Below are 24,946 nucleotides of genomic sequence, written 5' to 3' on the forward strand. Positions count from 1 at the left end.
CTCTACACAGCGAAGTTTGAAATCATAACTGTGCTTGACTTTTCTTTCCATAAATACCCTCAAATAGTGTCCAACTTTTGGGGGGCAGTTCAAAGTGTGGTGAATTTTTTGTGATAAAAAAAACACCACAGAAATTTTACCACAAAACAGCATGTAGCTGTTGTCGAACACCGCGAGAGATTTGCATTTATAGTTTAATGTCGCAATGAAACTGGCTACGGATAACGCAAAACAAAGACCTTGAGCAAGCCGAAAAAACCTCGGCCGGCCTATTTTAAACCAACGAAGGCAACACTATATGATCTACATTCGAAGTTGTGACTTTTAATGAATTGTGGCGTGGAGCGCCTAGTGCGGGGTATTTTGACAGATTTTCTACACTTATTGTATTTTCTAATTCCGTAACTTTCAATCAGGGCGGGATATGGTGGGTTCCCTTATACAACAAATCAAATTAACTTCCCGGCAGATTTTCTACACTTATTGTATTTTCTAATTCCGTAACTTTCAATCAGGGCGGGATATGGTGGGTTCCCTTATACAACAAATCAAATTAACTTCCCGGCAGATTTTCTACACTTGTTGTATTTTCTAATTCCGTAACTTTCAATCAGGGCGGGATATGGTGGGTTCCCTTATACAACAAATCAAGTTAACTTCCCGGCAGATTTTCTACACTTATTGTATTTTCTAATTCCGTAACTTTCAATCAGGGCGGGATATGGTGGGTTCCCCTATACAACAAATCAAATTAACTTCCCGGCAGATTTTCTACACTTGTTGTATTTTTTAATTCCATAACTTTAAACCAGGGCGGGATGTAGTGGGTTCCCACCGCATCACGCTCCCAAACCAAAATTTTCCTTAAATTTGACCGTGACGCAATCCCAATCGAATTACCGTAACGACCATTTCTTTTATTTTGTACGACCAAATCAACAAAGCCATCTCGCGCTACGTCGCCTTCAAGCCCGACGAACTCGACGTTTTTGACGGGCTACTCGAACACCGCACCGTTCCCAAAAAAACCATCATGCTGCACGAAGGCGAAGTATGTAATTTTGAAGCGTTTGTCGTCAAGGGCTGTCTGCGCAAATATTACATCGACGAGAACGGACACGAAGTCATCATCCAGTTTGCCGTCGAGGATTCGTGGATCAGCGACATCTCGTTCAGCATCTACGAAAACCAACCCAGCCAGGTATTTATCGAAACCATCGAAGATTGCGAACTGCTTACGTTTACCCCCGAAGCCAAGGAAGCGCTGTTTTTGCGTGCGCCGCGTTTCGAGCGCGCCTTTCGGATCTTGATGCAACGCAACCTGGCCGTCACGCAAAACCGATTGTTTTGTACCATCACGCGCCGCGGGGTCGAAAAATACCAGGACTTTTTGGCCAAATACCCAACCATTCCGCAACGCGTGCCGCAACACTATATCGCTTCCTATTTGGGGATCACGCCCGAATTTTTGTCGAAAGTACGTGCCAAGCTTGCCAAATCCTAAAACTACAATACGCCCGAAGAAGTAAGCGCAAAATCGGCATGCGCCCACGCCTTGTCGAACCGTTCCTTTACTTTTTTGGCCTCGGCTTCACGCCCTTGTTTTAGAAGCGCCTGATAAAGCCCGATCAACGCCCATCCGTTTTCGCGAAAATGCAACAAATCTTCGCGGTAGATTTGCTCGGCCTGTTTGTATTTCCCGTCCTTCACCAGTAAAGCGCCCAGTTCGTGACGAACCGAGAAAAACCAGTCGGGCGGCTCGTCATAATTGAGTTGGTCCTCGAGCGCGATGGCCTCGAGAAAGAGTGTTCGCGCTTGGTCGTACTGTTTTTCGTCTTGCGCGATTTCGGCCCGCAGGACTTTGACGGCAATCTGGATCAAATCATGGGTGGTGTTGATGTTCCAGATGGTCAGGCTTTTGAGTTCAGCTTCTTGCGCGAGCTTTTGCAGGGCGGCCAACTCGGTCTTGGCCTTGATGCGATTGCCTTTGCCCAAATAGGCCATCCCGCGCGCATAATGCAAGACCGCCCTTGGATAAATCAGTTTCTTTTCGGGCATGGGCTGGGCCAGAATCGTGTCCCACATCTTGAGCTTGACGCCCACATAGTACGGGATGGTGTAGTAGTGTTGCAGCGTGGCCCATTCGGGTTGTTCCATGACGTCCTTTGCGGTGTTCGACTGCACTTGTTTGGCCGCCATCCATGCGGTTTTCGAGGCGCCCTCTAAAGTGGCCGTCGCCGACAAAAAATGATAATTGTGCGGATAGTACGCCAACGGATATGCCCCTTGCGCATGGCAGGCCGTAAAATAACTGCTGTCGATTTTTACGGCCGCGAGGTTGGCCAGCGTCGCCAAATGGTAATCGCCCGTATTGATGTAGATGTGCGACGACATGTGCACCAAATGTCCCGAACCCGGCACGAGGTCTTTGAACAGCTTTGCGCTGGGCACGCCTTTTTCGGGATACGCCGATGCTTCGACGGCATGGATGTAAAAATGATGTGCGCCCGGATGCTTGGGATGCAAATCCATCAAATGTTCCAAAACCGAAAGCAACTCGGGCGTCCAGGGTTTGGGCTTCTTGGTGCTTTTTTCGTACAGGTCCCACGGATGCAAATCCATGAGCGATTCGGCATACAATGCGCCTACATCGGGATCGTCGGGATACAGTTGGTAGACTTTTTTCATGGCCTTGTTGTAGGCGATGTCCAGCGCGCTGCGGTCTTCGGGCGGCTGTTTGGCATACCGCGTGGCCAACGCTTCGATCAATGCTTTTTCCTTGGCTGTGGCGTTTTTGGACAACCGAAAAGCCGATTGCGCCGCATCGTAGGCGCGCTCGAAATTGTCGGGTTCCATGCCAGCGTTGTAGTTCGGGCCCAGCACGTAGGCATAGCCCCAAAACGCCATCGCACAATTCGGGTCTAGCCGCGTGGCCTCGAAAAACGACCGCGCGGCCTCGGCGTGGTTAAAGCCATAGGCGAGCATGAGCCCTTGGTTGAAATACGTTTGCGCTTCGGGATGGTTGGTGGATATTTTAAAGGTGATGCCTTCGAGCCCTTTGAATTTGGGCGCCTTTTTACCCGATGTGTACCAATCCTTATCGTTGGTTTGCGCTTTGCAATGGTAACGCGCGCCCACTTTGGGTGGGGTTTCGGCGGGCTCTTTTTGACGGCACCCCGTGAGCAGACAGCCCATGAGGCCCAAGTAGAAAATCAATTGCATGATGTTAATTTTTAGACACTTACATCAAATATAGCAAATATTTCGTGCCGGATCGATTTTGCGTGAGGGATGGTAGCGGCATCCTTTTTTGCCGAGGCACGAAGGCAAAAAAGATAAAGCGGACAGCCCGACGGCGGCCCACTCGACATTCTGACAACCTCAAAATCCCCAGCCGCCGGCACGCCCAAATCACTTCCTTCAACTTTCGACTTTTGACTTTTGCCTTTCGACTTTCGACACACTTCTTGTCCTAGTTCAATGCACACGCCAACCCGCTACCCGAACTTTGCCCTATCTAAAACCACCACCATGGACAGAAAATCATTCCTAAAGAAAGGGCTTATGGGCACGGGCATGTTCGTGACCTCGGCCGCCGTCGGTGACATTTTGAAGAACGACATCGACGAGATCAAGCAACCCGAAGCGATCGGTTTTAATCATTTACCCAACACCAATTCAAAAATTATGGACAACACTGTTTTGCACAAAGCCGCGACACGTGGCCACGCCAACCATGGATGGCTCGATTCGCACCACACGTTTAGTTTTGCCAATTACCACAACCCAGACCGCATGCACTTTGGTGTGTTGCGCGTGCTGAACGACGACCGCGTCGATGCGGGCATGGGCTTTGGCAAGCACCCGCACGACAACATGGAAATCATCTCGATCCCGCTCGAGGGCGATTTGGAACACCAGGATTCGATGGGCAACAAGGCCGTCATCAAAAAAGGCGACATCCAGGTCATGAGCGCGGGCACCGGCATCATGCACAGCGAATACAACCGCAACGCCGACCAGCTGACCAAGTTTTTGCAGATTTGGCTGTATCCGAACAAACGCAACGTGACACCGCGTTACGACCAGATTACGCTCGACCAAAACGACCGCCACAACAAACTGCAGCAGATTTTGTCGCCAAGCGCAGACGATGAAGGCGTTTGGATCCACCAGGACGCGTGGTTCCATTTGGGTACTTTCGACAAGGATTTCTCGACCGAATACGGCTTGAAGAAAAAAGGCAACGGCGTGTATACGTTTGTGATCAAAGGCGATTTTACGATAGGCGATATTGCACTCAACCAGCGCGACGGGCTCGGCATTTGGGACACCAACGCGATTCAGATTACCGCGAATTCTGCCGATGCCGAGATTTTGCTGATGGAAGTGCCGATGGTTTTGTAAACAGACTAGAGTCAAGAGTCAAGAACCAGGAACCAAGAATCTAGAGTCAAGATTCAAGAGTCAAGAATCAAGATTGACTCGTTTGACCCAACCGTATTGGTTCTTGCAGCGAAGCGGTCTTGATTCTTAAAGCGCAACGGTCTTTCTTGTCCTAGTTCAATGCCCAACGAAAAAAACCGACCGAACTTTGCCCCAGAAATAAAAAATAAATAATAACAATAAACAATAAAAAAATGTCAACAACCAAATGGGTCATCGACCCCACCCACTCTGAAATCGGATTCAAAGTCAAACACATGATGTTTACCAACGTGTCCGGGAAATTTACCAAATTCGACGCATCGATAGAAACCGAGGGCGACGATTTCGAAAACGCCAAAATTCACTTTACAGGTGACGTAGAATCGATTGATACCGGCAACAACGACCGCGACGGCCACTTGCGCAGCGCCGACTTTTTTGACGCCGCACAATATCCGGAGATCAAATTCGAAGCCACGTCGTTCACCAAAAAAGACGAAGGCGAATATACCCTCAAAGGTGACTTGACGCTACACGGCACCACCAAACCCGTAACGCTCGACGCCGAATTCAGCGGACAAATGAAAGATCCGTGGGGCAACACCAAAGCCGGTTTTGGGCTCAACGGTAAAATCAACCGCAAGGATTGGGGACTCAACTGGAACTCGGCCCTGGAAACAGGCGGCGTTCTGGTGGCAGAAGAAGTTAGATTGGTGATTGAGCTGCAGTTTATCAAACAATAAACCAGCAAACAAAAGCCCCGCTACAAGAGCGGGGCTTTCCACCAATTATTATTTTATGAAAAAAAATTACTATTAGTCTTCTGCGGCCAATGCCGAATTTTTGTCCTCGGCCTTGACTTGCAAGGTTGTTGCAACACCCTGCTCGTTGACCATCGTCATGTTGAGCGTATCGAGTTGCGCGAGGTTTCTCGAAACCAATCCCGAGAATTGGTTGTAAGAGATGTTCATTTCCTTAAGCCCGTTGATTTTCTCTAAATCGAAAGGCACCTGTCCGTCGAGGTTGTTTTCGAACAAGCTCAGGTTCTCCAGGTTAGACAGGTTGGCCACATCGGGGCTCAATTTTCCGGTCAGTTTATTGCTGCTGAGCAACAAAACCCTTAACGACGTCATGCCGTATACGGTGGTTGGGATGCTTCCGTTCAATTCGTTGTTGTACAAAGACAAGGTCTTGAGATTCTTGAGTTTTCCGATCTCGCTCGGGATATTGCCCGAAAGACGGTTCATGTACAATTCCAAAGACTCCAAAGCGGTCAGGTTGCCCATGCTCGTCGGGATGTTGCCCGACAATTTGTTGAACGCCATGTTGAGCGATTTGAGCGATTTGAGTTGACCAATCTCGGCTGGGATGTTGCCCGTCAAACTGTTGCGGAACAAACGCAAATCCTGCAAGTTTACAAGTTGCTTGACTTCTTTCGGCAATTCGCCGCTCAGGTTGTTGTTCGACAAATCAATCGCGACCACTTTGTCGTTTTGTACCTTTACGCCATACCAGGTAGTAACTGGTGCTTTGAGGTCCCATGTTTTTTTCCATTGCGCGCCGTTGGTCGCATGGTATAATTTGAGCAACGCTTCTTTTTCCGAAGGTGATACGTTGGCCATCACCGCAGAGGCGATCATCAACATCAGGAGTGTAGCAATATTTTTCATAGTAGGGGTATTTGAAATTTCTACGGTGTAAAAGTATGACAGTTTATCGATAATAAGCAAATAAAATCGATGAAATGCATATTTTTGAATTATTTATGGTATTTTTTCTTACAAATATGCATTTCGTCGACAATTTCTTTGGTCACCCGCACCCCGCTAATAACTAAATCGTTAGCGTATTTTCAAAAATTCCTATATTTGAATCACTAACCAACAAAAACAAAAAACCATGAGCATTAATTTTCTGGCGATTCTTGTCGCGGCTCTTTCTACACTACCCGTGGGATTCATCTGGTACAACCCAAAAGTTTTTGGCAATTTGTGGATGCGCGAAAGCGGCATGACCGAAGACAAAGCCAAATCGGGCAACATGCTGAAAATATCGGCACCACCATTGTGTTTGCCTTTTTCATTGCCTTTACGCTACAATTTATGGTGATCCACCAATGGGGCGCCACCGGCATGATTGGCGGCGACCCTAGCGTAGCCAAGCCATCGTTCAACGCCTTTATGGCCGACTACGGCACGGCGTTCCGCACCTTCAAGCACGGCATGCTGCACGGCTTTTTCGCAGGGCTGTTCTTTGCGCTGCCCGTTGTGGGCACCAATTCGCTGTTTGAACAGCGCAGTTGGAAATACATCTTGGTCACCGGCGGCTATTGGGTGGTGTGCTGCATGATCATGGGCGGCATCGTCTGCGCATGGCAATAACAACCAAACAACAATGAACAAGACCGCTCTATGGGCGGTCTTTTTGTATAGGCCTTTTGCGTATCTTTGACAAAATCTCTAGACCGATTTGAGTACCCCCTATACTTTTGCGATTTTCACCAGCGCGGCGTCGTTGCCCAAGGATTGGGACCAACTGGCGCAACACAATTTGTTTTTGGGCCGTGAATATCTTTCGATCCTTGAAACATCGGCGCCAGAGAACATGCGTTGCCGTTTTGTAGGTGTTTTTGATGGCGATGGACTCGTGGGTATCGCAGTGAGCCAGTTTGTCGATTTGAGCAATGTCGAATCGTTTGGCGACCGCGATTCATGCCTCAAGACCAAGGTGCGCAACATCGTCTTCAAGAATTTCTCGTCGAAAGTGTTGTTCATGGGCAACAACATGCTTACGGGGCAAAATGCGTTTGCTTTTTCCGATGGCATTGCCCCGCGCGACTTGTTGCAAATACTGCAAAAAGCCGCCGGGCAACTCTTGGCCGAATTTAAACCGCATCTGGTCGTATGGAAGGATTTCACGACCCAACAGGCCGAATGGTTTACCCAAGGTTTTGCTAACTATTTCCAGTTCCAGACCCAACCCAACATGGTTTTCGACATTCCGTCGTGGCGGTCTTTTGACGACTATCTTGCGGCCTTGCTCAAAAAATACCGCGACCAATACAAACGCGCGCGCAAAAAGGCCGAAGGACTCGACAAACGCAAGATGACGCTCGACGAAATCCGACACCATCAACCCGACATCTACCGGTTGTACCGCACCGTGGCCGACAAGGCGCCGTTCAATACGTTCTATTTACCCGAAGACCATTTTGCCGTGTTCAAACAAGCGCTGGGCGATCGGTTCTTGTTTTACGGTTATTTCGACGAGGGACGGATCGTCGGTTTCAGCACGTTAATCAAGAACGGTTGCGACATCGACACTTATTTTCTAGGCTACGATGCCGATTGCCAGCGCGACAAAATGTTGTATCTGAACATGCTTTACGACATGACGGCCTACTCGATCAACAAAGGATACAAACGCATCATTTTTGCGCGAACCGCTTTGGAAATCAAGAGTTCGGTGGGTGCCGTCCCGAAAGACGCCTGGGGATTCATCCAACACCGCAATGCCTTGGCCAACCGATTCATGCCCAAACTGTTCAAATACTTCGAGCCCGAATCTGTCTGGCAACAGCGCCACCCGTTTAAGGATTAAGGCACCGCCACGCGCATTTGTCGGTGCAGCACGTGGATGTGGAGGTTGGTTTCTTCGCCCACATATTCCCCATCGATTTGAAAATGGACAGGCACCGAGGTGTTGATCGTGGCTTTCTCGGCCGTGATGATTTCGACGTCGTCGGTATCGAGCGGCATGTTGCCCGCGACTATTTTGCCGATGGTGATCAAGTCGGTGTTCTTGAGGATGATGATTTCGAACTTGCCATCGTTCATGCGACCGTTCGGGTTGATGGTCACGCCCGTACCATACTTTTGCGAATTGGCGATCACAATCATACGCGCTTCACATTCGATGATACAACCGTCGGTGTCGATCTTGGCGTGGAATGGCGGATCTTGTTCGTTGAGCGTTGTAATCGCTTGCAACGCATAACCCAGCATACCGCGCGTGTCGCTGGCTTCGTAGTTTTTGACGAGTTGCGCATTGAGTCCCAAATCGCTCAAATGCAAACTTTTTTTGCCGTTGATGCAAACCATGTCCATGTCCATGAACCGGTCGCGGAATGCAATCGCAAGGTTTTCGTCCAAGCTTTTGGGCAAATCCAAGTCTACCGACAAACCGTTGGCCGACCCCGCGGGCAAGATGCCCAACGGCACGTCGTGGTGCTCGACCGCTTCGGCGACGATTTTGATGGTTCCGTCGCCCCCTGCCACGAGGATGCGCTCGGGTTTGTGCTCGTGGTATAACTTTGAAATTTGTGCGCAGTCCTTTGACCCCGTCGTTTCAAACACGACGAGTCGGACCTTCTTTTGGTCGGCAAACTGCTCGACCGTAGCCACAAGGTCGGCTTTGTCGAGACCACCGGCAATGGGATTCACCACCAAGAGCACATTCTTTTTCACGGATTCGCTTCGTTTTATCCTTAAAATTAGCTAAATTAGAAAGTCCCTACAAAACCATTTAACATTTCATGAAGCCGATTTTAAAATTGTACCGAGGATACGCCAACGAAGAAGAATTGATTGTCATGGGACACGTGTTTCGGCCAACCACCAAACAAGAATACGACTTCCAGAAAAAGAATTTCCGCAATGCACGCTCAGTCATCAGGATGTTCCGCATCAAGACCAAGCCCAACGCAAGCGTATATCTGCATTTGGGGACGCAAAAAATCCACACCAAAACGCTCGACGACGGCTACTTCAAGTTTTCGATCCCGCTTCAAAAAGAATTCGGGCACGGCTGGATGGACTACCGCGTCAGCATCGAACACGAAGACGAAGAGATCGTCACACGGGGCAGCTTCCTGAGGCCTTTCGAAGGAAAGTTGGGCTTTATTTCGGATATCGACGATACGTTTTTGGTGTCGTACACCAGAAATCCGTTCCGCAAACTTTATATTTTGTTGTTCCGGAACCTGCGCGGACGCAAAATCTTTGAAGGCGTCGTACCGCATTACCAGGCGCTCAGTACGGCCGGGCGCAACAACAAGCAGGAAGAGAATGCTTTTTTTTATGTGTCGAGCAGCGAGTGGAATTTGTACCGGTTCATCATCGATTTTACCGAACTGCACGATTTGCCGCGCGCCGTGCTGCTTTTAAAGGACATCAAGACAAGCCTGACCGACTTTTTCATCACGGGCCGCGGCGACCACAACCACAAGTTCGAAAAAATCAAACACATCCTCGAGTTCTATCCGCATTTGACCTATACGTTGCTCGGCGACGATTCGCAGCAGGATCCGTATTTGTACGAAGACATCTGCAAGATTTTCCCGATCAACGTCAAGGCGGTGTACATCCGGCAAACGGGCAAGCGAAAAAAGCAAAAAGCGGTCGAAGCCTTAAGAAATATGGAAACGCTGGATGTAGCCACCTGCTATTTCGAGGAGTCGAGCGAAGCCATCGAACATTCCAAACGGATCGGGCTGATCCACTAAATGTCGCCTCAAGAATTTTCGATTTCCAGCTGTACGGCCTCCCATTCGGCCAACAGGCGTTCCAATTCGGCTTTTTTCTTGTTGTAGGCGGTAAAGAAATTGGCGTCCTCGAGGTGTTTGTCGTAATTTGATTCGAGCGCCTTGTCGTCGTTCTGGATGTCTTTCTCGAGCTGCGCGATCTGGCTTTCCACCTTGCTCAATTTGTTTTGCAGCGCCTTGCCTTTCTTTTGGTCTTCGTACGACAATTTGGGTTGTTCCTTGGGCGCCTCTTTTTTGACGGCATCCTTCTTCTCTACTTCGCGCATGTTCTGCAAGCTGCGTTGTTCGAGAAAGAAGTTGATATCGCCCAAATATTCCCTGACCTTTTGGTCCTTGAATTCGTAGACGATGTTCGACATGCCCTGTAGGAAATCACGGTCGTGCGACACGATCAAAAGCGTGCCTTCGTATTTTTGGAGCGCGGCTTTGAGCACATTCTTCGATTTGATGTCGAGGTGGTTCGTGGGTTCGTCCATCACCAATACGTTGATGGGCTGCAACAACAACTTACAAAGCGCCAACCGGTTGCGTTCGCCGCCCGAAAGCACCTTGACTTTCTTTTCGACATCGTCGCCGCGGAACAAAAATGCCCCGAGCATGTCGCGTACTTTGGCGCGGTTGGTGTCGGTCGCGGCGTTTTGCATTGTTTCCAGGAGCGTGATCTCGCCATCGAGGTATTCGGCCTGGTTTTGCGCGAAGTAGCCCACCTGTACATTGTGCCCCAACTTGATGGTCCCGTCGAACGGAAATTCGTTGACGATGGCCTTGATAAAAGTCGATTTGCCCTGGCCGTTTTGCCCGACAAACGCAATCTTGGAACCGCGTTCGACGAGCAGGTTGATGTCTTTCAAAACCGTCTTCTCGCCAAAACGCTTGGTGACGTGCTCGGCTTCGATCACGACCTTTCCGGGCACTTTCGAGACCGGAAACGAGATCGTCATGACCGACGTATCTTCTTCATCTACCTCGATGCGTTCGACCTTGTCGAGTTTCTTGATCAGCGATTGCGCCATCGACGACTTGGTCGCGCTGTAACGAAAACGGTCGATGAGTTTTTGGGTCTCCTCGATTTTCTTTTGCTGGTTTTTTTGCGTCGCCAATTGCTTTTCGCGGATTTCCTGTCGCAACACCAGGTATTCGGTATACGGCTTGTTGAAATCGTAGGCCTTGCCCAATGAAATCTCGATGGTGCGGTTGGTCACGTTGTCGAGGAACATCTTGTCGTGCGAAACGATGACCACCACGCCCGGGAAATTCCGGAGAAATCCTTCGAGCCAGATGATCGACTCGATGTCGAGGTGGTTGGTAGGCTCATCGAGCAACAGCACATCGTTCGATTGGAGCAGCAATTTGGCGAGTTCGATACGCATGCGCCATCCGCCCGAAAAAGTATCGGTAGCGTTGTTGAATTCTTCGCGTTTGAACCCAAGACCTAGCAACACCTTTTCGGTATCGCCCACGTAATTGTATCCGCCAAGCAACTCAAAACGATGCGTATAATCGGATAAATCCTCAATGATTTGCGAATAGGCTTCGCTTTCGTAATCGGTGCGGGTGACAAGTTGATGGTTGATCTGTTCGAGTTTCTGTTCGACCTGTTTGATGTCGATGAACGCCTGATAGGCTTCCTCGAGCACGGTGCGGCCTTGCTCAAAGTCGATGTCCTGACGCAAAAAACCAATCTTGACTTCTTTTTCGGTGGCGATGCTGCCCGAATCTGGGGCGATGTCCCGCGACAAAATCTTGAGCATCGTAGACTTGCCCGCGCCGTTTTTACCGACCAGTCCTACGCGATCGCCTGCGCCAAGCCGAAATGTGACTTCTTCGAACAAATAGGTCCCGCCAAAAGAAACCGAAAGATTGTGGATGTTAAGCATTTATTGTGATTTAAACGATGGTGAAAGCCGTATCTTTGCGTCAACCAAAACGAACAGCGAAAATTTTTGCAAATGTTAAAAAAAGGATCCAAACTCAATAGCATTTTAACAGGAAGTTGCCCCAGATGCCAGCAGGAAAGCATGTATGTTGCCAAGAACCCCTACACGCTGGGCAAAACACTCAAAATGAACGAACATTGCAGCCACTGCGGACTCAAGTACCACATGGAACCGTCGTTCTTTTTTGGTGCGATGTACGTAAGTTATGCCGTTAATGTCGCGTTGGCGATTGCGGTGTTCGTGATTTGCTGGGGACTGTTCGGAATGGGCTTGCTGGCCACTTTTGGATGCATTTTCGGGGTGATGCTGTTGCTGATGCCACCCATCTTGCGTTGGTCGCGCACGTTGTACATCAACATGTTTGTATCCTACGACCCCAATGCCGCGCGCTGATCACGCAAACCGTTTGATGTCGAGCGATGCCGGAATGGCCGTTCCCTGTTCGATATGCTCAAAAAGGATTTGTGCGCAATAAGGCCCGAGCATCACGCCACGCGTACCCAACCCGTTGAGCAGATGAAGCCGATTGTATTGCGCATGTGTTCCAAGCAAGGGCTTGCGGTCTTTCACCGTTGGGCGGATGCCCGCTTGTTGATCGACGATTTCATAGTCACATGAGATCAATTCCGTTAACTTTTCGATGAGTTCTTGCCTGGCTGCCGGGGTCGCTTCGGTGGTTTTGTCTTCCCAGTTGTAGGTGGCGCCCACTTTGTACAGGTCCGAACCCATGGGCAATACAAAGACATTGCCTTTGATGATGGCATCGAGGCTTAGTTTTGGGGCGCGAATCAGCAACACTTCTCCCTTGGTCCCGTTGAGCGGCAAATGATTGAAATACGGATTGCTTTTTAGTCCAAAACCTTCGGCAAACACAACATGGTGCGCGCGGAGGTCTTGATAGGCAACCCCATCGTCACTGACAACCAATTCCTGTGGGTTGAACGACGTGCGAAAAAAGCACCCTTTGTCTTGCAGATACGAATGGTAAGCGCGCAACAGCGCTTGGGTGTCTACGTAACCCGTATGCGTGACCAATCCAAAATCAAAAGGCGATTCGACGTAGGCGTAATGGTCTTTCACAAGCTGCGTAGACAAAAAATCCGACAACCCCGGACGATCCGACGCGGCAAACCAATTGTTCTGTTCCTCGACCGAAAAAAACCTGCGCAAGATGGGCATCGGAAAATTCACTTTGACACCCAGCCTAGCTTCAAGTCTTTCGTAAAAAACCCGTAGCCCTTCGAGTTGCTCCTGCGCGTGTTGCAAACCGCTAAAACGTTTCAGAATCACCGGGTTGTAGACGCCGGCAGCTACACCCGATGCATTGGCCAAGCCGCTGTCAAACACCGCCACCGATTTTCCTTTGGCCAACACCGTTTCGGCCATTGCGATTCCGGCCAACCCACCTCCTACAACTATGTAATCTATCATGGTACAAAAATAAAAACTCCCGCCGATTGGCAGGAGTTTCTATACTGAAATATGGTTTTAATAATTCCACATGTCTTGCTCAAAGTCGCGGATCTTGCTTTTGACGCGTTCCGACTCGAGGAGCTGCATTTGCGAGTTGTCCTTGAGGTACTCGGCAATCTCACGGTCGCCGTATACGTTTTCCTCTTTGTAGATCACCGCATTGAAACGTCTCGAATTAAGCAAGTGGTCGAACGTGATTGGCATGGCCGAGTTTCGGTCGTTGAAAGCCTTGGCTTCGTGCAACACGTCTCTGGCTGCCGGGAAATAAATCCAAAACAGTTCGATATAATCTTGTTCTTCCTTACCTACTGTAAATACATCGGGGGTTACCGGGCACAATCCCAAAAGACGGTACTTGAGTTCGCTTTGACGCTTGTCAAAATACCAATATCCCTTGATCTTGTAATCGGATACGTCGATGGCACCCAAATCGGTTCTCACGATGTACTGCGGATCGATCGTAATCCCGGCATTGAATTGCTCTCTACCTGGGTCGGTCGTGTCGATACGCGTCAATGAAGACTCGATGTCCTTGAGTGTTTTTTTGGTGTTGAAATAGCTGTCGGTATACACTTCTGTGATTTTACCTTGCTTCATCGCCTTGGTCAGTACGTCGTACAACGAACGTCTGTCGGTACCGATGTTGGCGCTATCGATCGGGTAATACATCGGGAAGTTGATCCTTTCGTCAAGGTCGATGATTTCCCATGTGGTCTTCCCCATCAATACATCCCTGTCGTGCACGTAGCCATAAGGCAACGGCTTGTCGTTGTCAGAAATGAGCTGGGCAGCCGTCTTCTTCCCGATTTCGTCAGGCGTCTTTGCGTTGAGCAAATTCGACTGCGCAGCGGCAGAAAGGGTTCCGGCGGCAAAAGCAATAACCATTAAAAAATTTCTACACTTCATTTTTTTAACTTTAAGTTATTTAAGTAGGTTAACGGCTAACTTAAATTATTATTGTACTTCAAAAATAACCGGAGCGGTTCTTGGCAACATATAGTTTCCTGCGCCGTCCAATTTTACCTTGATCTCAGAAATCGTAACCTGATCGCCGCGTGACACGGTAGACAATACCGCTTGCGCTTGAGAATTCAGTTTGTTTCCTGAAACCACTACGGTTGGTTTACCAGCTACTTTCAAGTTGAATCCGGTAACGGTCAAGCCCACCTCGAAATCGAAGTCGTTGAGCTTGGCACCAACAGTCGAAACGAGTAAGCTTGACTTAGGACCTTTAACCACACCTTGCTCACCACGAATGGTACCGGCCGGTGCTGGAATACCTTTGATACGGAATGTCTTCTTGTCGCTGACCGATTTACCGTCTGGCAATTTGGCGTTGACGTTAATGGTCAACTCAGTCCCTTGACCAGGACGGATTTCGTACTTACCTGGCTTACCACCTTTGGTCATACCTGGCGCCGAAGCTGATACGTTGTTGTCAGAAACACCTGCAAACGAGATGGTCATCGGGTTAACAACGCCGCGGTAAACCACGTTCATCTTATCGGCTGAAATCGTTGCAGAGTTTGGTTTAGGAACCACTACGTAAGAACCTTCGATTGGAATCGGCACTTCTTTGCCGTCTTCGATAAAGGTAAACTTACCGTTGATGTCGTGCTCACCTACAGATCCTGCTCCGAAAGAGAATACGGCTTGACCGTTCTCGATCTTAACAGCACTACCATTTACGGTTACTGCAGTTGGTACGGTAGACTCGTCATAACGACCGAGTACGACACGACCAGTTACAGACTCTCCAGAGAAGAATGCGTTTTTGTCGGTGATGACGATTGCCTTGTAATTTTTCATCGACGCAGCCTTGGCCTGCGTGTTTCCGATCAAACCATTGTAAATGTCCTGCTCGGTCTTACGGATGTCGTTCTGCACGGCAGACAACTTGGTCAATGACGCAATAGACGGGAAGCCTTTGTAATGGTAATCCAAGTACATTTTCTTGGCACCGTCTTGTGCTTTTACATCAGCGGTGCTGAACTTAGAGTTGATGTCGTCTACAATGAACTTGTATTTTACATCGTTGCCCATAGCCGCGATAAGGTCTTTTTTGTACTTGTCGATCGTCGACATGATTTCCTTACCTTTTTTAGACAAGCCGTCACCTTCGAACCAATCTTCGTCGATTTTGTCTCCCTTGTCCATCGCTTCGTACGGAAGCTTACCGTCTTTGTCTTTCTCAATTCCGGTGGTGATGTCTTTCTTAAGGGATTCGACATACTTGTAGAAGTTATCCGAGATAACCTTTACTTCCTTGGCCTTGCGGAACGGCTCAGCAAACTGGGCTGCGTTCTCACCGGCTTTGGATTCCAATTGGCCAAACAAACTGCCGTTGTACTCAGCGGCATCTTTGTTTACACCTTCGAATTTTTCATTCATGAGTCCAAAAGCCGACAAGACTTCTTTGGACATGTTCAATGCTAACATGGCGATGAAAACCAGATACATCAGGTTGATCATCTTTTGCCTAGGGGTTAATTTACCTGAAGCCATTTCTAATAATCAGTTAGTTAAGTTAATAAAAATAGTCAGGAATTATCCTCTGTTGCTCATTGCAGACAACATACCGCCGTAAACATTGTTCAATGAAGACAAGTTTGACGTAAGCGATTGCATTTGGTCTTTCAATTTTAAGTTGTTTTCTGCTACTTCGTTGTTGATTTGTGCGTTTCTTGAAGCACTTTCCAACTGAATTTTGTACAGGCTGTTCAAAGACTCCATCTGGGCTGCAGCCATGTTCATCTCTTCGCTGTATTTTTTAGTAGAAGCAATCGCGTCTACTGTAGGAGAAATACCTTTGGCAGCACCTTCGAAGTTTCTGATGCTGTTGCCCAAGCTCGCCATCAAATCGGCATCGATTTTGGCTTCTTTAAGCATGTTGTCCAATTTTTGTGACAACAAACCTTGTGCGTCTTTTGGATCTTCTTTGGCTTCTCTTTTCTTGGCTTCGCCACCGGCCAATTCAGGGTAAACAAGTGACCAATCTACTTCTTGATCTACTGGATCAAACGCAGAAAGACCGAAAATCAAAGCCTCTGTTCCAAGACCAACAATAAGCATGACGCTCGCTCCTGGCCAGTGCATCAACTTGAAGAGTGCCCCGACGATTACTACTGCCGCTCCCATACCGTAAGCGAAATTCATTGCTTTTTTGCTTAAAAATGCCATAATAATAATTTTTAGTTAGTTAAGTTAATATATAAAATTGGTCAAATTTTATCTTCCTGGTGTGCCGGTAATGTCTGTCCCCATGTAATCCTGAACAGTCCTAAACCCGATGTAGCTTCTTGCCGTGTCTGCGTATTCGAAGTCACGCGTACTTACTTGGAGGAAATAAGCCACATCTTTCCACGAACCACCTCTAACGACTTTTCTCATGTTCTTAGAATCGCCAACAGTTGGGTTCATGGTCGAAACGTATTCGTAGGCCGCCGCGTCGTACGATGAATCGGTCCACTCGGCTACGTTACCAGCCATATTGTAAAGGTTGTATCCGTTTGGTTCGAATGATTTGGCCTCGACCGTGTACAAAGCCTGGTCGGCAGCATAATCACCACGGTTTGGCTTGAAGTTGGCCAAGAAACAACCACGGTCGTTTTTGGTATAAGGACCACCCCAAGGGTAAGCGCCCGATTCAAGACCACCACGCGCAGAATATTCCCACTCTGCTTCGGTTGGCAAACGGAAAGAGTTTACCAAGTCACGTCCTTTTTTCTTAGACTTGATCCAAGTATTTTTCTTCAAGGTTCTCCAGGCGCAAAACGCTTTGGCCTGCTTCCAGTTCACACCCACAACCGGGTACTCGCCGTAGGCTTGGTGCCACAGGTAATCGTTGTGCATTGGCTCGTTGTAAGAGTATGCGAAGTCTTTGATCCAAACCGTAGTATCGGGATAAACCTTAACCTGCTCGGTCTTGATGAAGTCTTTTCTTTTGCCCACCTTGGCTTTGGCCGCCGCCTGGATGTCCATCCAAGAATAACGGAATTTTAGTTTGCTCACGTCTACGGTGCGCAATCCGTTGTAAGCCTCGGCAACAGGGATGTACATACTATCCATTACTTCGGTGTAGTATTCGTCTGGATACTTAGAGGTATCGGTGATCAGCTTCACTTTTCTGTTCAGCTTTCTTCCCGCATACGGATCGTCGTCGGTACCTACACTATAATAGTTCTCGTACATGTACTTGTCATACGGCGTCATTTTCGCAGGGTCGGCATCGTTGAATGCAAAGTCGCCAATACTGCCGCCTTTACCGCTCTTCTTGCCATCGCCTCCGGTTGCGCCACCGCCACCGACTTCGTCGGCCAAAATCGCCAGACGAACGCGCATGGTAGAATCTTTAACCCACTCTACAAACTCGCGGTACTCACTGTTGGTGATCTCGGTTTCGTCCATGTAGAAAGACCTAACCGTAACAGTTTTCGTAGGCGCGTCCTGCACATTGGCCAAATCGTCATCGGATTTACCCATGATAAAAGAACCGCCAGGGACCAGTGTCATACCGTAAGGTTTCTCAGGATGCCATTTTCTACCTTTGACACCCACCAATTCACCTTTGTCACTAGACCCTCCACAGCCAACCAAAAAGGCCGAAATTACTGTAAATGCAATGAATTTCTTCATATAAATTTGGGTTATGTATGTATTCATAATTTTAAGGGCGTAAACCTATTTATTATTTTTCAAAAAAGCAATTTATTTATCGTAAAATTTCTTTCACGAACCAAAATTAGAATTTAATACGAATAAAAAAAACTTTTTAATCGATAAAATGCAAAAAACATCGTCAAAATACACTTTTTACATGTATTTGTAATCTTATTCGCTCAATAAATTGTTAAACTGTTCTAAAATAAAACCAAAATTAACTTTAAAAAGTTGCGAATACGTTTTCGAATTCCGTTAAAATGTTACAAGATATTCTTGCGTTGGGCTTTCCACCATCTTTCGGGCACTTCCTGGTTGCAAGCAGCCAGATATTCTTCGTAAGAACATGGTAATAACGTACTTTTTTTGAGTTTATTATTACCGGTTACCACAAACGGGATTTCTATCCACCAACGGTCTGTTTTGTTGCTCTTGTAAAAAACCAATTCCTCGCTTTCCGAAGGAATGATGTATTTCAAGTACTGTTCTTTGCTTCCGTAAGGGTATTCGTTCGACCGGTAGTGGAACCCCTCAATGAAATACCACATGATTTGTGCGACCAATGTCGCCTCCTGCTTGGCGTTGTCCTGGTTGAATATCCCCAGCACACTGACTTTATCGCTGATTCCCGCATACCTTGACAAAGCACATATCTCTTTGCCGTTGAATCCGTTAGGCATAAAAGTAGTGAAATTTCCTGAACTCGATGACTGAACCGATGTTAAATCGATGCTCACCAAGTCGGCGTCGCGAAAAACGGGTTCGGCGATGGCAATGTTGTTCGACACGTCGCCCAAGCGGTACGCATCAAAAAATAACTTGTCGATCAGGTCTATTTCTTCCTGCGAATTATAGTAGGTTTGGAAACCAATGTTGCAATAGTTGAACAAATTGTTGGGCTCGTCCACTACGACTTTGGTCAAATACGAATTGGCCGAAATCGGTTCGCTCTCTTTCCCGAAATCGAAACGGCTGTCTACCGCAACCAGGTTCACCATTTGCTCGAGACCGTCATACGCGCGGTACAGTGCATAGGTCAAATCCTGCGAACCGCCAATCACCACCGGAATGATGTTGCGTTTGAGCAGCTCGGCCACGGCCCGTTGCAGCGCAAAATAAGAATCATCTAGTGAGTCGCCCGGAAGTATGTTTCCCAGGTCGGCAATCGACACATGCCAATTCCCCGGAAACAGCGAATAAAAAGCGCGGCGGATGTGCGCGAGTTCCACCTCTTGGGCGTGACGCCCGCGGTGTTCCATCGCACCTATGATGGCGATCTTGACCTGGTTCAAATCGGGAAAATCGCTTTCGGTATGAAAAACGACTTTGCTGCCCAAATGCTGCGAAGTGAGATTTTCTATGAACTTCATCATTTCGGCATCGAGCGGCGCTAGGAAATCAAGTCCCATGGTCTATTTCTTTTTGGTGGTTGCTTTTTTTGCGGTGGTTTTGGTGGCGGTCTTTTTGGCTGCCGTTTTCTTGGCCGGCGCCTTCTTCTCGATCAGGTCCTTGACTTGGTCGAGCGTCAGTTTCGAAGCATCGACGTCTTTGCTGAGCTCGATCTTGATTTTGCCCTTGGTGATAACCGATCGGCCCCAGCGTGCCTTCTCGACCACGATGCCTTCCGATTCCCAATTGTGGATCACTTTGTCGATATCCTTTTGCAACTTGTCTTCGATGAGCTCGACGATGTCGGATTGCGAAAGGTTATCGAAATTGTATTTACGGCTCACGTTGATGAACAACCCATTCCATTTGATGAACGGCCCAAAACGGCCCACGCCCTTCTGTACGCCCTCGCCTTTGTAGGTGGCAATCGGCGCATCGGCCTTGAGTTTTTCGTCGATGAGTTCCTGCGCGCGCACCATCGTCACGTCGAGTGGGTCTTCGCCCTTGGGCAGCGAAATGAATGTCTTGCCAAAACGCACATACGGTCCAAAACGGCCATTGCTGACTTCGACGTCTTCGCCTTTGTAGGTCCCCAGGTTTTTTGGAAGCAAGAACAAATTCAACGCTTCTTCGAGAGTGATGTTTCCGATGTTCTGGTCTTGGCGCAGGCTCGCGAACTGTTTGTCGTCGTCGTCGGGTTCGCCGATTTGCGCCATCGGACCAAATTTGCCCAAACGCACGCTCACGGGTTTGCCGGTTTTCGGGTCTTTCCCCAGGATGCGCTCGCCGCTTTCGCGATCGGCATTGGCCTCGACTTCCTTCACGTTCGGATGGAAATGCGCATAAAAATCCTTCATCATGTTGGCCCAGTTGCGGTTGCCCTCGGCGATCTCGTCGAAGTCCTGCTCTACCCTGGCCGTAAAATTATAATCGAGGATGTTTTCGAAATTCTTGACCAGGAAGTCGGTCACAATCGATCCGATATCGGTTGGCACCAATTTTCCTTTGTCGGAACCTGTGTTTTCGGTAAGCGTCTTTTGGTTGATTTTGCCCGACTCGAGCGTCAGCTGCGCATACTGGCGCTCCTGCCCGTCCAGATTTCCTTTCTCTACATAATTGCGGTTGATGATGGTCGAAATCGTCGGCGCGTACGTCGACGGACGGCCTATCCCCAATTCCTCCAACTTCTTGACCAACGACGCTTCGGTATAACGCGCCGCGGGTCTCGAATAGCGCTCGGTGGCCGTGATGGATTGGTTTTGGAGCTTCTCGCCCACCTTCATGGCCGGCAACATGCCCTCTTGTTCTTCGTCGTCGTCGTCGTTGCCTTCGAGGTATACTTTGAGGAATCCCTCGAAAAGCAACACTTCGCCAGTGGCCGCAAACAATTCCGAATGGTTGTTGGCTTCAATCTTGACGTTGGTGCGCTCGAGTTCGGCATCGCTCATTTGCGAAGCCAGTGTCCTTTTCCAGATCAAATCGTACAAACGGGCCTGGTCGCGCTCTACGTTGACCGAATGACGCGACATGTCGGTCGGTCGGATGGCCTCGTGCGCTTCCTGCGCGCCCTTGCTCTTGGTCACAAAACTGCGCGGCTTTGAAAATTCCTTGCCGTACGAACGCGTGATTTCGTCTTCGGCGGCTTTCATCGCTTCGGCCGAAAGGTTCACGCTGTCGGTTCTCATGTAAGTGATGAGTCCGGCCTCGTACAAACGTTGCGCGAGCTGCATCGTGATGCCCACCGGCAAATACAGTTTACGCGCGGCCTCCTGTTGTAAGGTCGAGGTCGTAAACGGTGCGGCGGGTGATTTTTTGGTCGGCTTGGTTTCAAGATCCGACACCTTATATATAGAACCGATATTTTTCTGTAAGAAATCTTCGGCTTCTTTCTTCGTATTGAAATTTTTGGGCAGTCTTGCCTTGAACGACTTGCCCGATTCGTTCGTGAACTCGGCCACTACCGAAAAAGTCGCGACCGGCTTGAAATCCTGGATCTCGCGTTCGCGCTCGACGATCAAACGCACCGCCACCGACTGGACACGTCCGGCCGAAAGCCCGCTTTTGATTTTGCGCCAAAGCACCGGCGAAAGTTCGTAACCCACCAAACGGTCGAGCACGCGACGCGCCTGTTGCGCATTGACCAAATCGTAGTTGATCTCGCGCGGGTTGTCGATGGCCTTGAGGATGGCCGACTTGGTGATCTCGTGAAAAACGATGCGCTTGGTCTTGGCCTTGTCGAGTTTCAATTCTTCGGCCAAATGCCATGAGATGGCCTCCCCTTCGCGGTCCTCATCGGAAGCGAGCCAAACCGTTTCGGCATTTTTGGAAAGCGTCTTGAGCTTGCTCACCAGGGCTTTTTTGTCGGGCGACACTTCGTATTTGGGCGTAAAACCGTTCTCTACGTCGATGGCCATTTCCTTGGACGGCAAATCGACGATGTGCCCGTAACTCGACTCGACCTGAAAATCGCTGCCTAGGAATTTCTCTATCGTCTTTGCCTTTGCAGGCGACTCCACAATCACTAAATTCTTTGCCATATGCGCTTTTAATTTGTCGCAAAAGTATGGATTTTTTTTAAAGTCGGATTTTTTTTGACGACCACCATCAACGAAGCACGCGACGGCCTTTCTAAATCAATGTTAATCTTCGACTGCCATCTTGTCAGATTTTGATTTTTAGTCTTATCTTTGCAAGCCGACGAAAACCCGTTTTGAACCGTATGGAAAAGATCATTGAGGAAAGCAAGCAAGGCGAAAGTCTCGTACTCGAACACAACCCGCAAAACAAAAAGAAACTTTTTATCGAGAGCTATGGCTGCGCGATGAATTTTTCCGACAGCGAAGTCGTCGCGTCTATTTTGGCGACCAACGGCTACAACACCACGTCTGTTTTGGAGGAAGCCGATTTGGTATTGGTGAACACCTGTTCGATCCGCGACAAAGCCGAACAAACCGTGCGCAAACGCCTCGAAAAATACAATGCCGTCAAACGCAAGCAAAACCCGACCATGAAAGTGGGCGTACTGGGTTGTATGGCCGAACGTTTGAAAGAAAAGTTTCTCGACGAAGAAAAAATCGTCGACCTGGTCGTAGGTCCTGATGCCTACAAGGACTTGCCGAATTTGCTCAAGGAAGTCGAAGATGGCCGCGATGCCATCAACGTCATCCTTTCGAAAGAGGAAACCTACGGCGACATCGCCCCGGTGCGTTTGGGCAGCAACGGCGTATCGGCCTTTGTATCGATTACACGCGGATGCGACAACATGTGTACGTTTTGCGTCGTGCCGTTTACACGCGGACGCGAACGCAGCCGTGAACCGAAAAGCATCATGGACGAAATCCGCAATCTTTATGAAAACGGCTATAAGGAAGTGACTTTGCTTGGCCAGAACGTAGACAGTTATTTGTGGTACGGCGGCGGACTCAAGAAAGATTTTGTCAAGGCCACCGACATGCAAAAAGCCACGGCCGTCGATTTTGCGCAGCTGCTCGAAATGGCCGCCGTCGCGTTCCCAAAAATGCGTTTGCGTTTCTCGACGTCGAATCCGCAGGACATGCACGAAGAAGTGCTGCACGTGATCGCGAAATACCCGAACGTGTGCAAACACATCCATTTGCCGGTACAATCGGGCAGCGACCGCATTTTGAAGGAAATGAACCGCCAGCACACACGCGAGGAATACATGCGTTTGATAGACAAGGTGTATTCGATCATTCCGGGTTGTGCGCTCACGCAGGACATGATTGCAGGCTTCCCGACCGAAACAGAACAAGACCACCAGGACACGCTCAGTTTGATGGAATACGTCAAATATGACTTTGGCTACATGTATGCCTATTCCGAAAGACCGGGCACGCTCGCCGGGCGAAAAATGGAGGACGATGTGCCCGAGGAAACCAAAATCCGCCGATTGATGGAAATCGTCGATCTGCAACGCGAGCACAGTTTGTTCCGCAGCAAAGAATACATCGGGCAGGTGGTCGAAGTTTTGATCGACAAGACGTCTAAAAAATCGGAAGCTGATTTCTCGGGAAGGAACACGCAAAACGTCACCGTGGTATTTCCGCGCGAAGACTACAAAATTGGCGATTTCGTCAACGTAAAAATCACCGATTGCACCAGCGGCACGCTCATTGGACACGCCGTCGGGTATTCAAATATGATGAATTAAACTCCAAGCACCAAATTCCAAATCCCAAGCACGCCTATTGGGATTTGGAATTTGGAATTTGGGATTTCAACCTTGAAATTATGGAATCTGTACAAGCCATCAAACAACGTTTCGAAATCATCGGCAACGACCCGAAACTCAACCGTGCCGTCGAGAAAGCCATCCAGGTCGCCCCGACCGATATTTCGGTATTGGTGGTGGGCGAAAGCGGCGTGGGCAAGGAAAGTATTCCCAAAATTATCCATTCGCTCTCGCACCGCAAACACGGCAAATACATCGCGGTCAACTGCGGCGCGATTCCCGAAGGCACGATCGACAGCGAACTTTTTGGGCACGAAAAAGGGGCGTTTACGGGCGCGACCGGTACACGCGAAGGCTATTTTGAAGTGGCCAACGGCGGAACAATTTTCCTGGACGAAGTGGGCGAATTGCCGCTGACCACCCAAGTTCGTTTGCTGCGCGTACTCGAAAACGGCGAATTCATCAAGGTGGGTTCGTCGCAGGTGCAAAAAACCAATGTGCGTATCGTGGCGGCCACCAACGTCAACATGTTCGATGCGATCCAAAAAGGCAAATTCCGCGAAGACCTTTATTACAGGTTGAGCACGGTAGAGATCCATTTGCCGCCGTTGCGCGAACGCAAAGACGACATCCATCTGCTGTTCCGTAAGTTTTCGTCGGATTTTGCGCACAAATACAAGATGCCGCCGCTCAAATTGGATGACGCCGCGGTGAACCTACTGCAAAAATTCCGCTGGGGCGGCAACATCCGTCAATTGCGCAACGTGGCCGAACAGTTGTCGGTTTTGGAAACCAACCGCGATATTTCGGGCGCGACGTTGCAAAGCTATTTGCCCGAAGAAGGTTCGAATTTACCGTCGGTCATCTCGGATAAAAAATCGGAAAGCGATTTTGCAACCGAGCGCGACATCCTGTACCGCGTGTTGTTTGACATGAAAAGCGATTTGAACGATCTGAAGAAACTCACGCTCGAACTCATGAAAAACGGCGCGTCGAAAGTACAGGAGACCAATCCACATTTGATCCAAAAGATATACGGCGCACACGACGACAGCGAAATCGACTATGTTCCTACGCGCGAGTTGTCGGTGATTCCTTCGCAAAAACCCGTCATTGAAACCGTCGACCCAGACGACAACTATTCGTTTGCCGAAACCATCGAGGAAGAGGAAACGTTGCGTTTGGAGCAAAAAGAAATCGAGATGATCAAAAAATCGCTCGAGAAAAACAAGGGCAAACGCAAGGCCGCGGCCGATGAACTGGGCATTTCGGAACGCACGTTGTACCGAAAGATCAAACAATTTGATTTGTAAAAACTTGAATCTA

General features: G+C 48.8%; 19 protein-coding genes and 1 pseudogene. 9 read left to right on the forward strand and 11 right to left on the reverse strand.

Translation table 11 applies throughout. The features are described 5' to 3' along the window. The first annotated feature begins 922 nt into the window (after nt 1–922). Nucleotides 923–1,504 carry a Crp/Fnr family transcriptional regulator gene (locus BLP55_RS09860; protein ID WP_091142936.1) on the forward strand — a complete coding sequence of 194 codons (582 nt, stop codon included), beginning with the start codon at nt 923–925 and terminating at the stop codon, nt 1,502–1,504. Nucleotides 1,505–1,506: 2 nt separating this feature from the next. On the opposite strand, the gene BLP55_RS09865 is transcribed toward BLP55_RS09860, so the two are convergent. Continuing rightward, nucleotides 1,507–3,222, reverse strand: coding sequence for a tetratricopeptide repeat protein (locus tag BLP55_RS09865; RefSeq protein ID WP_091142941.1), 1,716 nt, complete (start codon nt 3,220–3,222; stop codon nt 1,507–1,509). A 465-nt stretch (nt 3,223–3,687) separates the two neighbouring features. Between BLP55_RS09865 and BLP55_RS09870 the strand changes: the two genes are divergently transcribed. Both BLP55_RS09870 and BLP55_RS09875 read left to right on the forward strand, forming a co-directional pair. Continuing rightward, nucleotides 3,688–4,407, forward strand: a complete 720-nt coding sequence (locus tag BLP55_RS09870; RefSeq protein WP_211516822.1) for a pirin family protein — start codon at nt 3,688–3,690, stop codon at nt 4,405–4,407. Between the two features lie 233 nt (nt 4,408–4,640). Further along, nucleotides 4,641–5,171, forward strand: a complete 531-nt coding sequence (locus BLP55_RS09875; protein ID WP_091142949.1) for a YceI family protein — start codon at nt 4,641–4,643, stop codon at nt 5,169–5,171. Between the two features lie 72 nt (nt 5,172–5,243). Here the strand turns inward: BLP55_RS09875 and BLP55_RS09880 are convergent, their stop codons facing one another. Beyond that, a complete protein-coding gene (locus BLP55_RS09880) occupies nt 5,244–6,098 on the reverse strand; it encodes a Two component regulator three Y domain protein (RefSeq protein ID WP_091142952.1) in 855 nt (284 codons plus the stop codon). Nucleotides 6,099–6,327: 229 nt separating this feature from the next. On the opposite strand from BLP55_RS09880, the pseudogene BLP55_RS09885 reads away from it, so the two are divergent. Together BLP55_RS09885 and BLP55_RS09890 are read left to right on the forward strand one after the other, a co-directional pair. Then, a pseudogene (locus BLP55_RS09885) lies at nt 6,328–6,809 on the forward strand (DUF1761 domain-containing protein). 88 nt (nt 6,810–6,897) lie between these two features. After that, entirely contained in the window at nt 6,898–8,028 is a 1,131-nt protein-coding gene (locus BLP55_RS09890; protein WP_091142955.1) for a peptidogalycan biosysnthesis protein, read from the forward strand. Here BLP55_RS09890 and BLP55_RS09895 read toward each other — a convergent pair. Next, a complete protein-coding gene (locus BLP55_RS09895; protein ID WP_091142959.1) occupies nt 8,025–8,894 on the reverse strand; it encodes a diacylglycerol/lipid kinase family protein in 870 nt (289 codons plus the stop codon). The genes BLP55_RS09890 and BLP55_RS09895 overlap by 4 nt on opposite strands. A 68-nt stretch (nt 8,895–8,962) precedes the next feature. Between BLP55_RS09895 and BLP55_RS09900 the strand changes: the two genes are divergently transcribed. Next, the gene (locus BLP55_RS09900; RefSeq protein WP_091142963.1) at nt 8,963–9,931 is read left to right on the forward strand and encodes an App1 family protein; all 969 of its coding nucleotides are present in this window, start codon (nt 8,963–8,965) and stop codon (nt 9,929–9,931) included. An 8-nt stretch (nt 9,932–9,939) separates the two neighbouring features. Here BLP55_RS09900 and BLP55_RS09905 read toward each other — a convergent pair whose 3' ends face one another. Then, nucleotides 9,940–11,847, reverse strand: a complete 1,908-nt coding sequence (locus BLP55_RS09905; protein WP_091142966.1) for an ABC-F family ATP-binding cassette domain-containing protein — start codon at nt 11,845–11,847, stop codon at nt 9,940–9,942. A 72-nt stretch (nt 11,848–11,919) separates the two neighbouring features. Between BLP55_RS09905 and BLP55_RS09910 the strand changes: the two genes are divergently transcribed. Beyond that, nucleotides 11,920–12,300, forward strand: a complete 381-nt coding sequence (locus BLP55_RS09910; protein ID WP_091142970.1) for a DUF983 domain-containing protein — start codon at nt 11,920–11,922, stop codon at nt 12,298–12,300. Here BLP55_RS09910 and BLP55_RS09915 read toward each other — a convergent pair whose 3' ends face one another. The 7 genes from BLP55_RS09915 to topA form a co-directional block, all read right to left on the reverse strand. Continuing rightward, nucleotides 12,301–13,338, reverse strand: a complete 1,038-nt coding sequence (locus BLP55_RS09915) for an NAD(P)/FAD-dependent oxidoreductase (protein WP_091142973.1) — start codon at nt 13,336–13,338, stop codon at nt 12,301–12,303. Nucleotides 13,339–13,395: 57 nt separating this feature from the next. After that, entirely contained in the window at nt 13,396–14,286 is an 891-nt protein-coding gene (porN, locus tag BLP55_RS09920) for a type IX secretion system ring subunit PorN/GldN (RefSeq protein WP_091142975.1), read from the reverse strand. Nucleotides 14,287–14,334: 48 nt separating this feature from the next. Then, the gene (porM, locus tag BLP55_RS09925) at nt 14,335–15,885 is read right to left on the reverse strand and encodes a type IX secretion system motor protein PorM/GldM (protein ID WP_091142979.1); all 1,551 of its coding nucleotides are present in this window, start codon (nt 15,883–15,885) and stop codon (nt 14,335–14,337) included. Nucleotides 15,886–15,927: 42 nt separating this feature from the next. Then, nucleotides 15,928–16,560: a type IX secretion system motor protein PorL/GldL gene (gene porL / locus BLP55_RS09930; protein ID WP_091142983.1), complete on the reverse strand. Its 633-nt coding sequence runs from the start codon at nt 16,558–16,560 to the stop codon at nt 15,928–15,930. A gap of 48 nt (nt 16,561–16,608) precedes the next feature. Next, nucleotides 16,609–18,015 carry a T9SS ring complex lipoprotein PorK/GldK gene (gene porK, locus BLP55_RS09935; RefSeq protein WP_091143503.1) on the reverse strand — a complete coding sequence of 469 codons (1,407 nt, stop codon included), beginning with the start codon at nt 18,013–18,015 and terminating at the stop codon, nt 16,609–16,611. 287 nt (nt 18,016–18,302) lie between these two features. Further along, on the reverse strand, nt 18,303–19,448 hold the full coding sequence (locus BLP55_RS09940; protein WP_091142987.1) for a formimidoylglutamase: 1,146 nt from the start codon (nt 19,446–19,448) through the stop codon (nt 18,303–18,305). A 3-nt stretch (nt 19,449–19,451) separates the two neighbouring features. Continuing rightward, nucleotides 19,452–21,965, reverse strand: coding sequence for a type I DNA topoisomerase (topA, locus tag BLP55_RS09945; protein WP_091142990.1), 2,514 nt, complete (start codon nt 21,963–21,965; stop codon nt 19,452–19,454). A 182-nt stretch (nt 21,966–22,147) separates the two neighbouring features. Between topA and miaB the strand changes: the two genes are divergently transcribed. Both miaB and BLP55_RS09955 read left to right on the forward strand, forming a co-directional pair. Then, entirely contained in the window at nt 22,148–23,599 is a 1,452-nt protein-coding gene (gene miaB, locus BLP55_RS09950) for a tRNA (N6-isopentenyl adenosine(37)-C2)-methylthiotransferase MiaB (RefSeq protein WP_091142993.1), read from the forward strand. An 80-nt stretch (nt 23,600–23,679) separates the two neighbouring features. After that, nucleotides 23,680–24,933, forward strand: coding sequence for a sigma-54 interaction domain-containing protein (locus BLP55_RS09955; protein ID WP_091142995.1), 1,254 nt, complete (start codon nt 23,680–23,682; stop codon nt 24,931–24,933). The last annotated feature ends 13 nt before the right edge of the window (nt 24,934–24,946 follow it).

Source organism: Flavobacterium caeni, assembly GCF_900101895.1.
Lineage (GTDB): Bacteria > Bacteroidota > Bacteroidia > Flavobacteriales > Flavobacteriaceae > Flavobacterium > Flavobacterium caeni.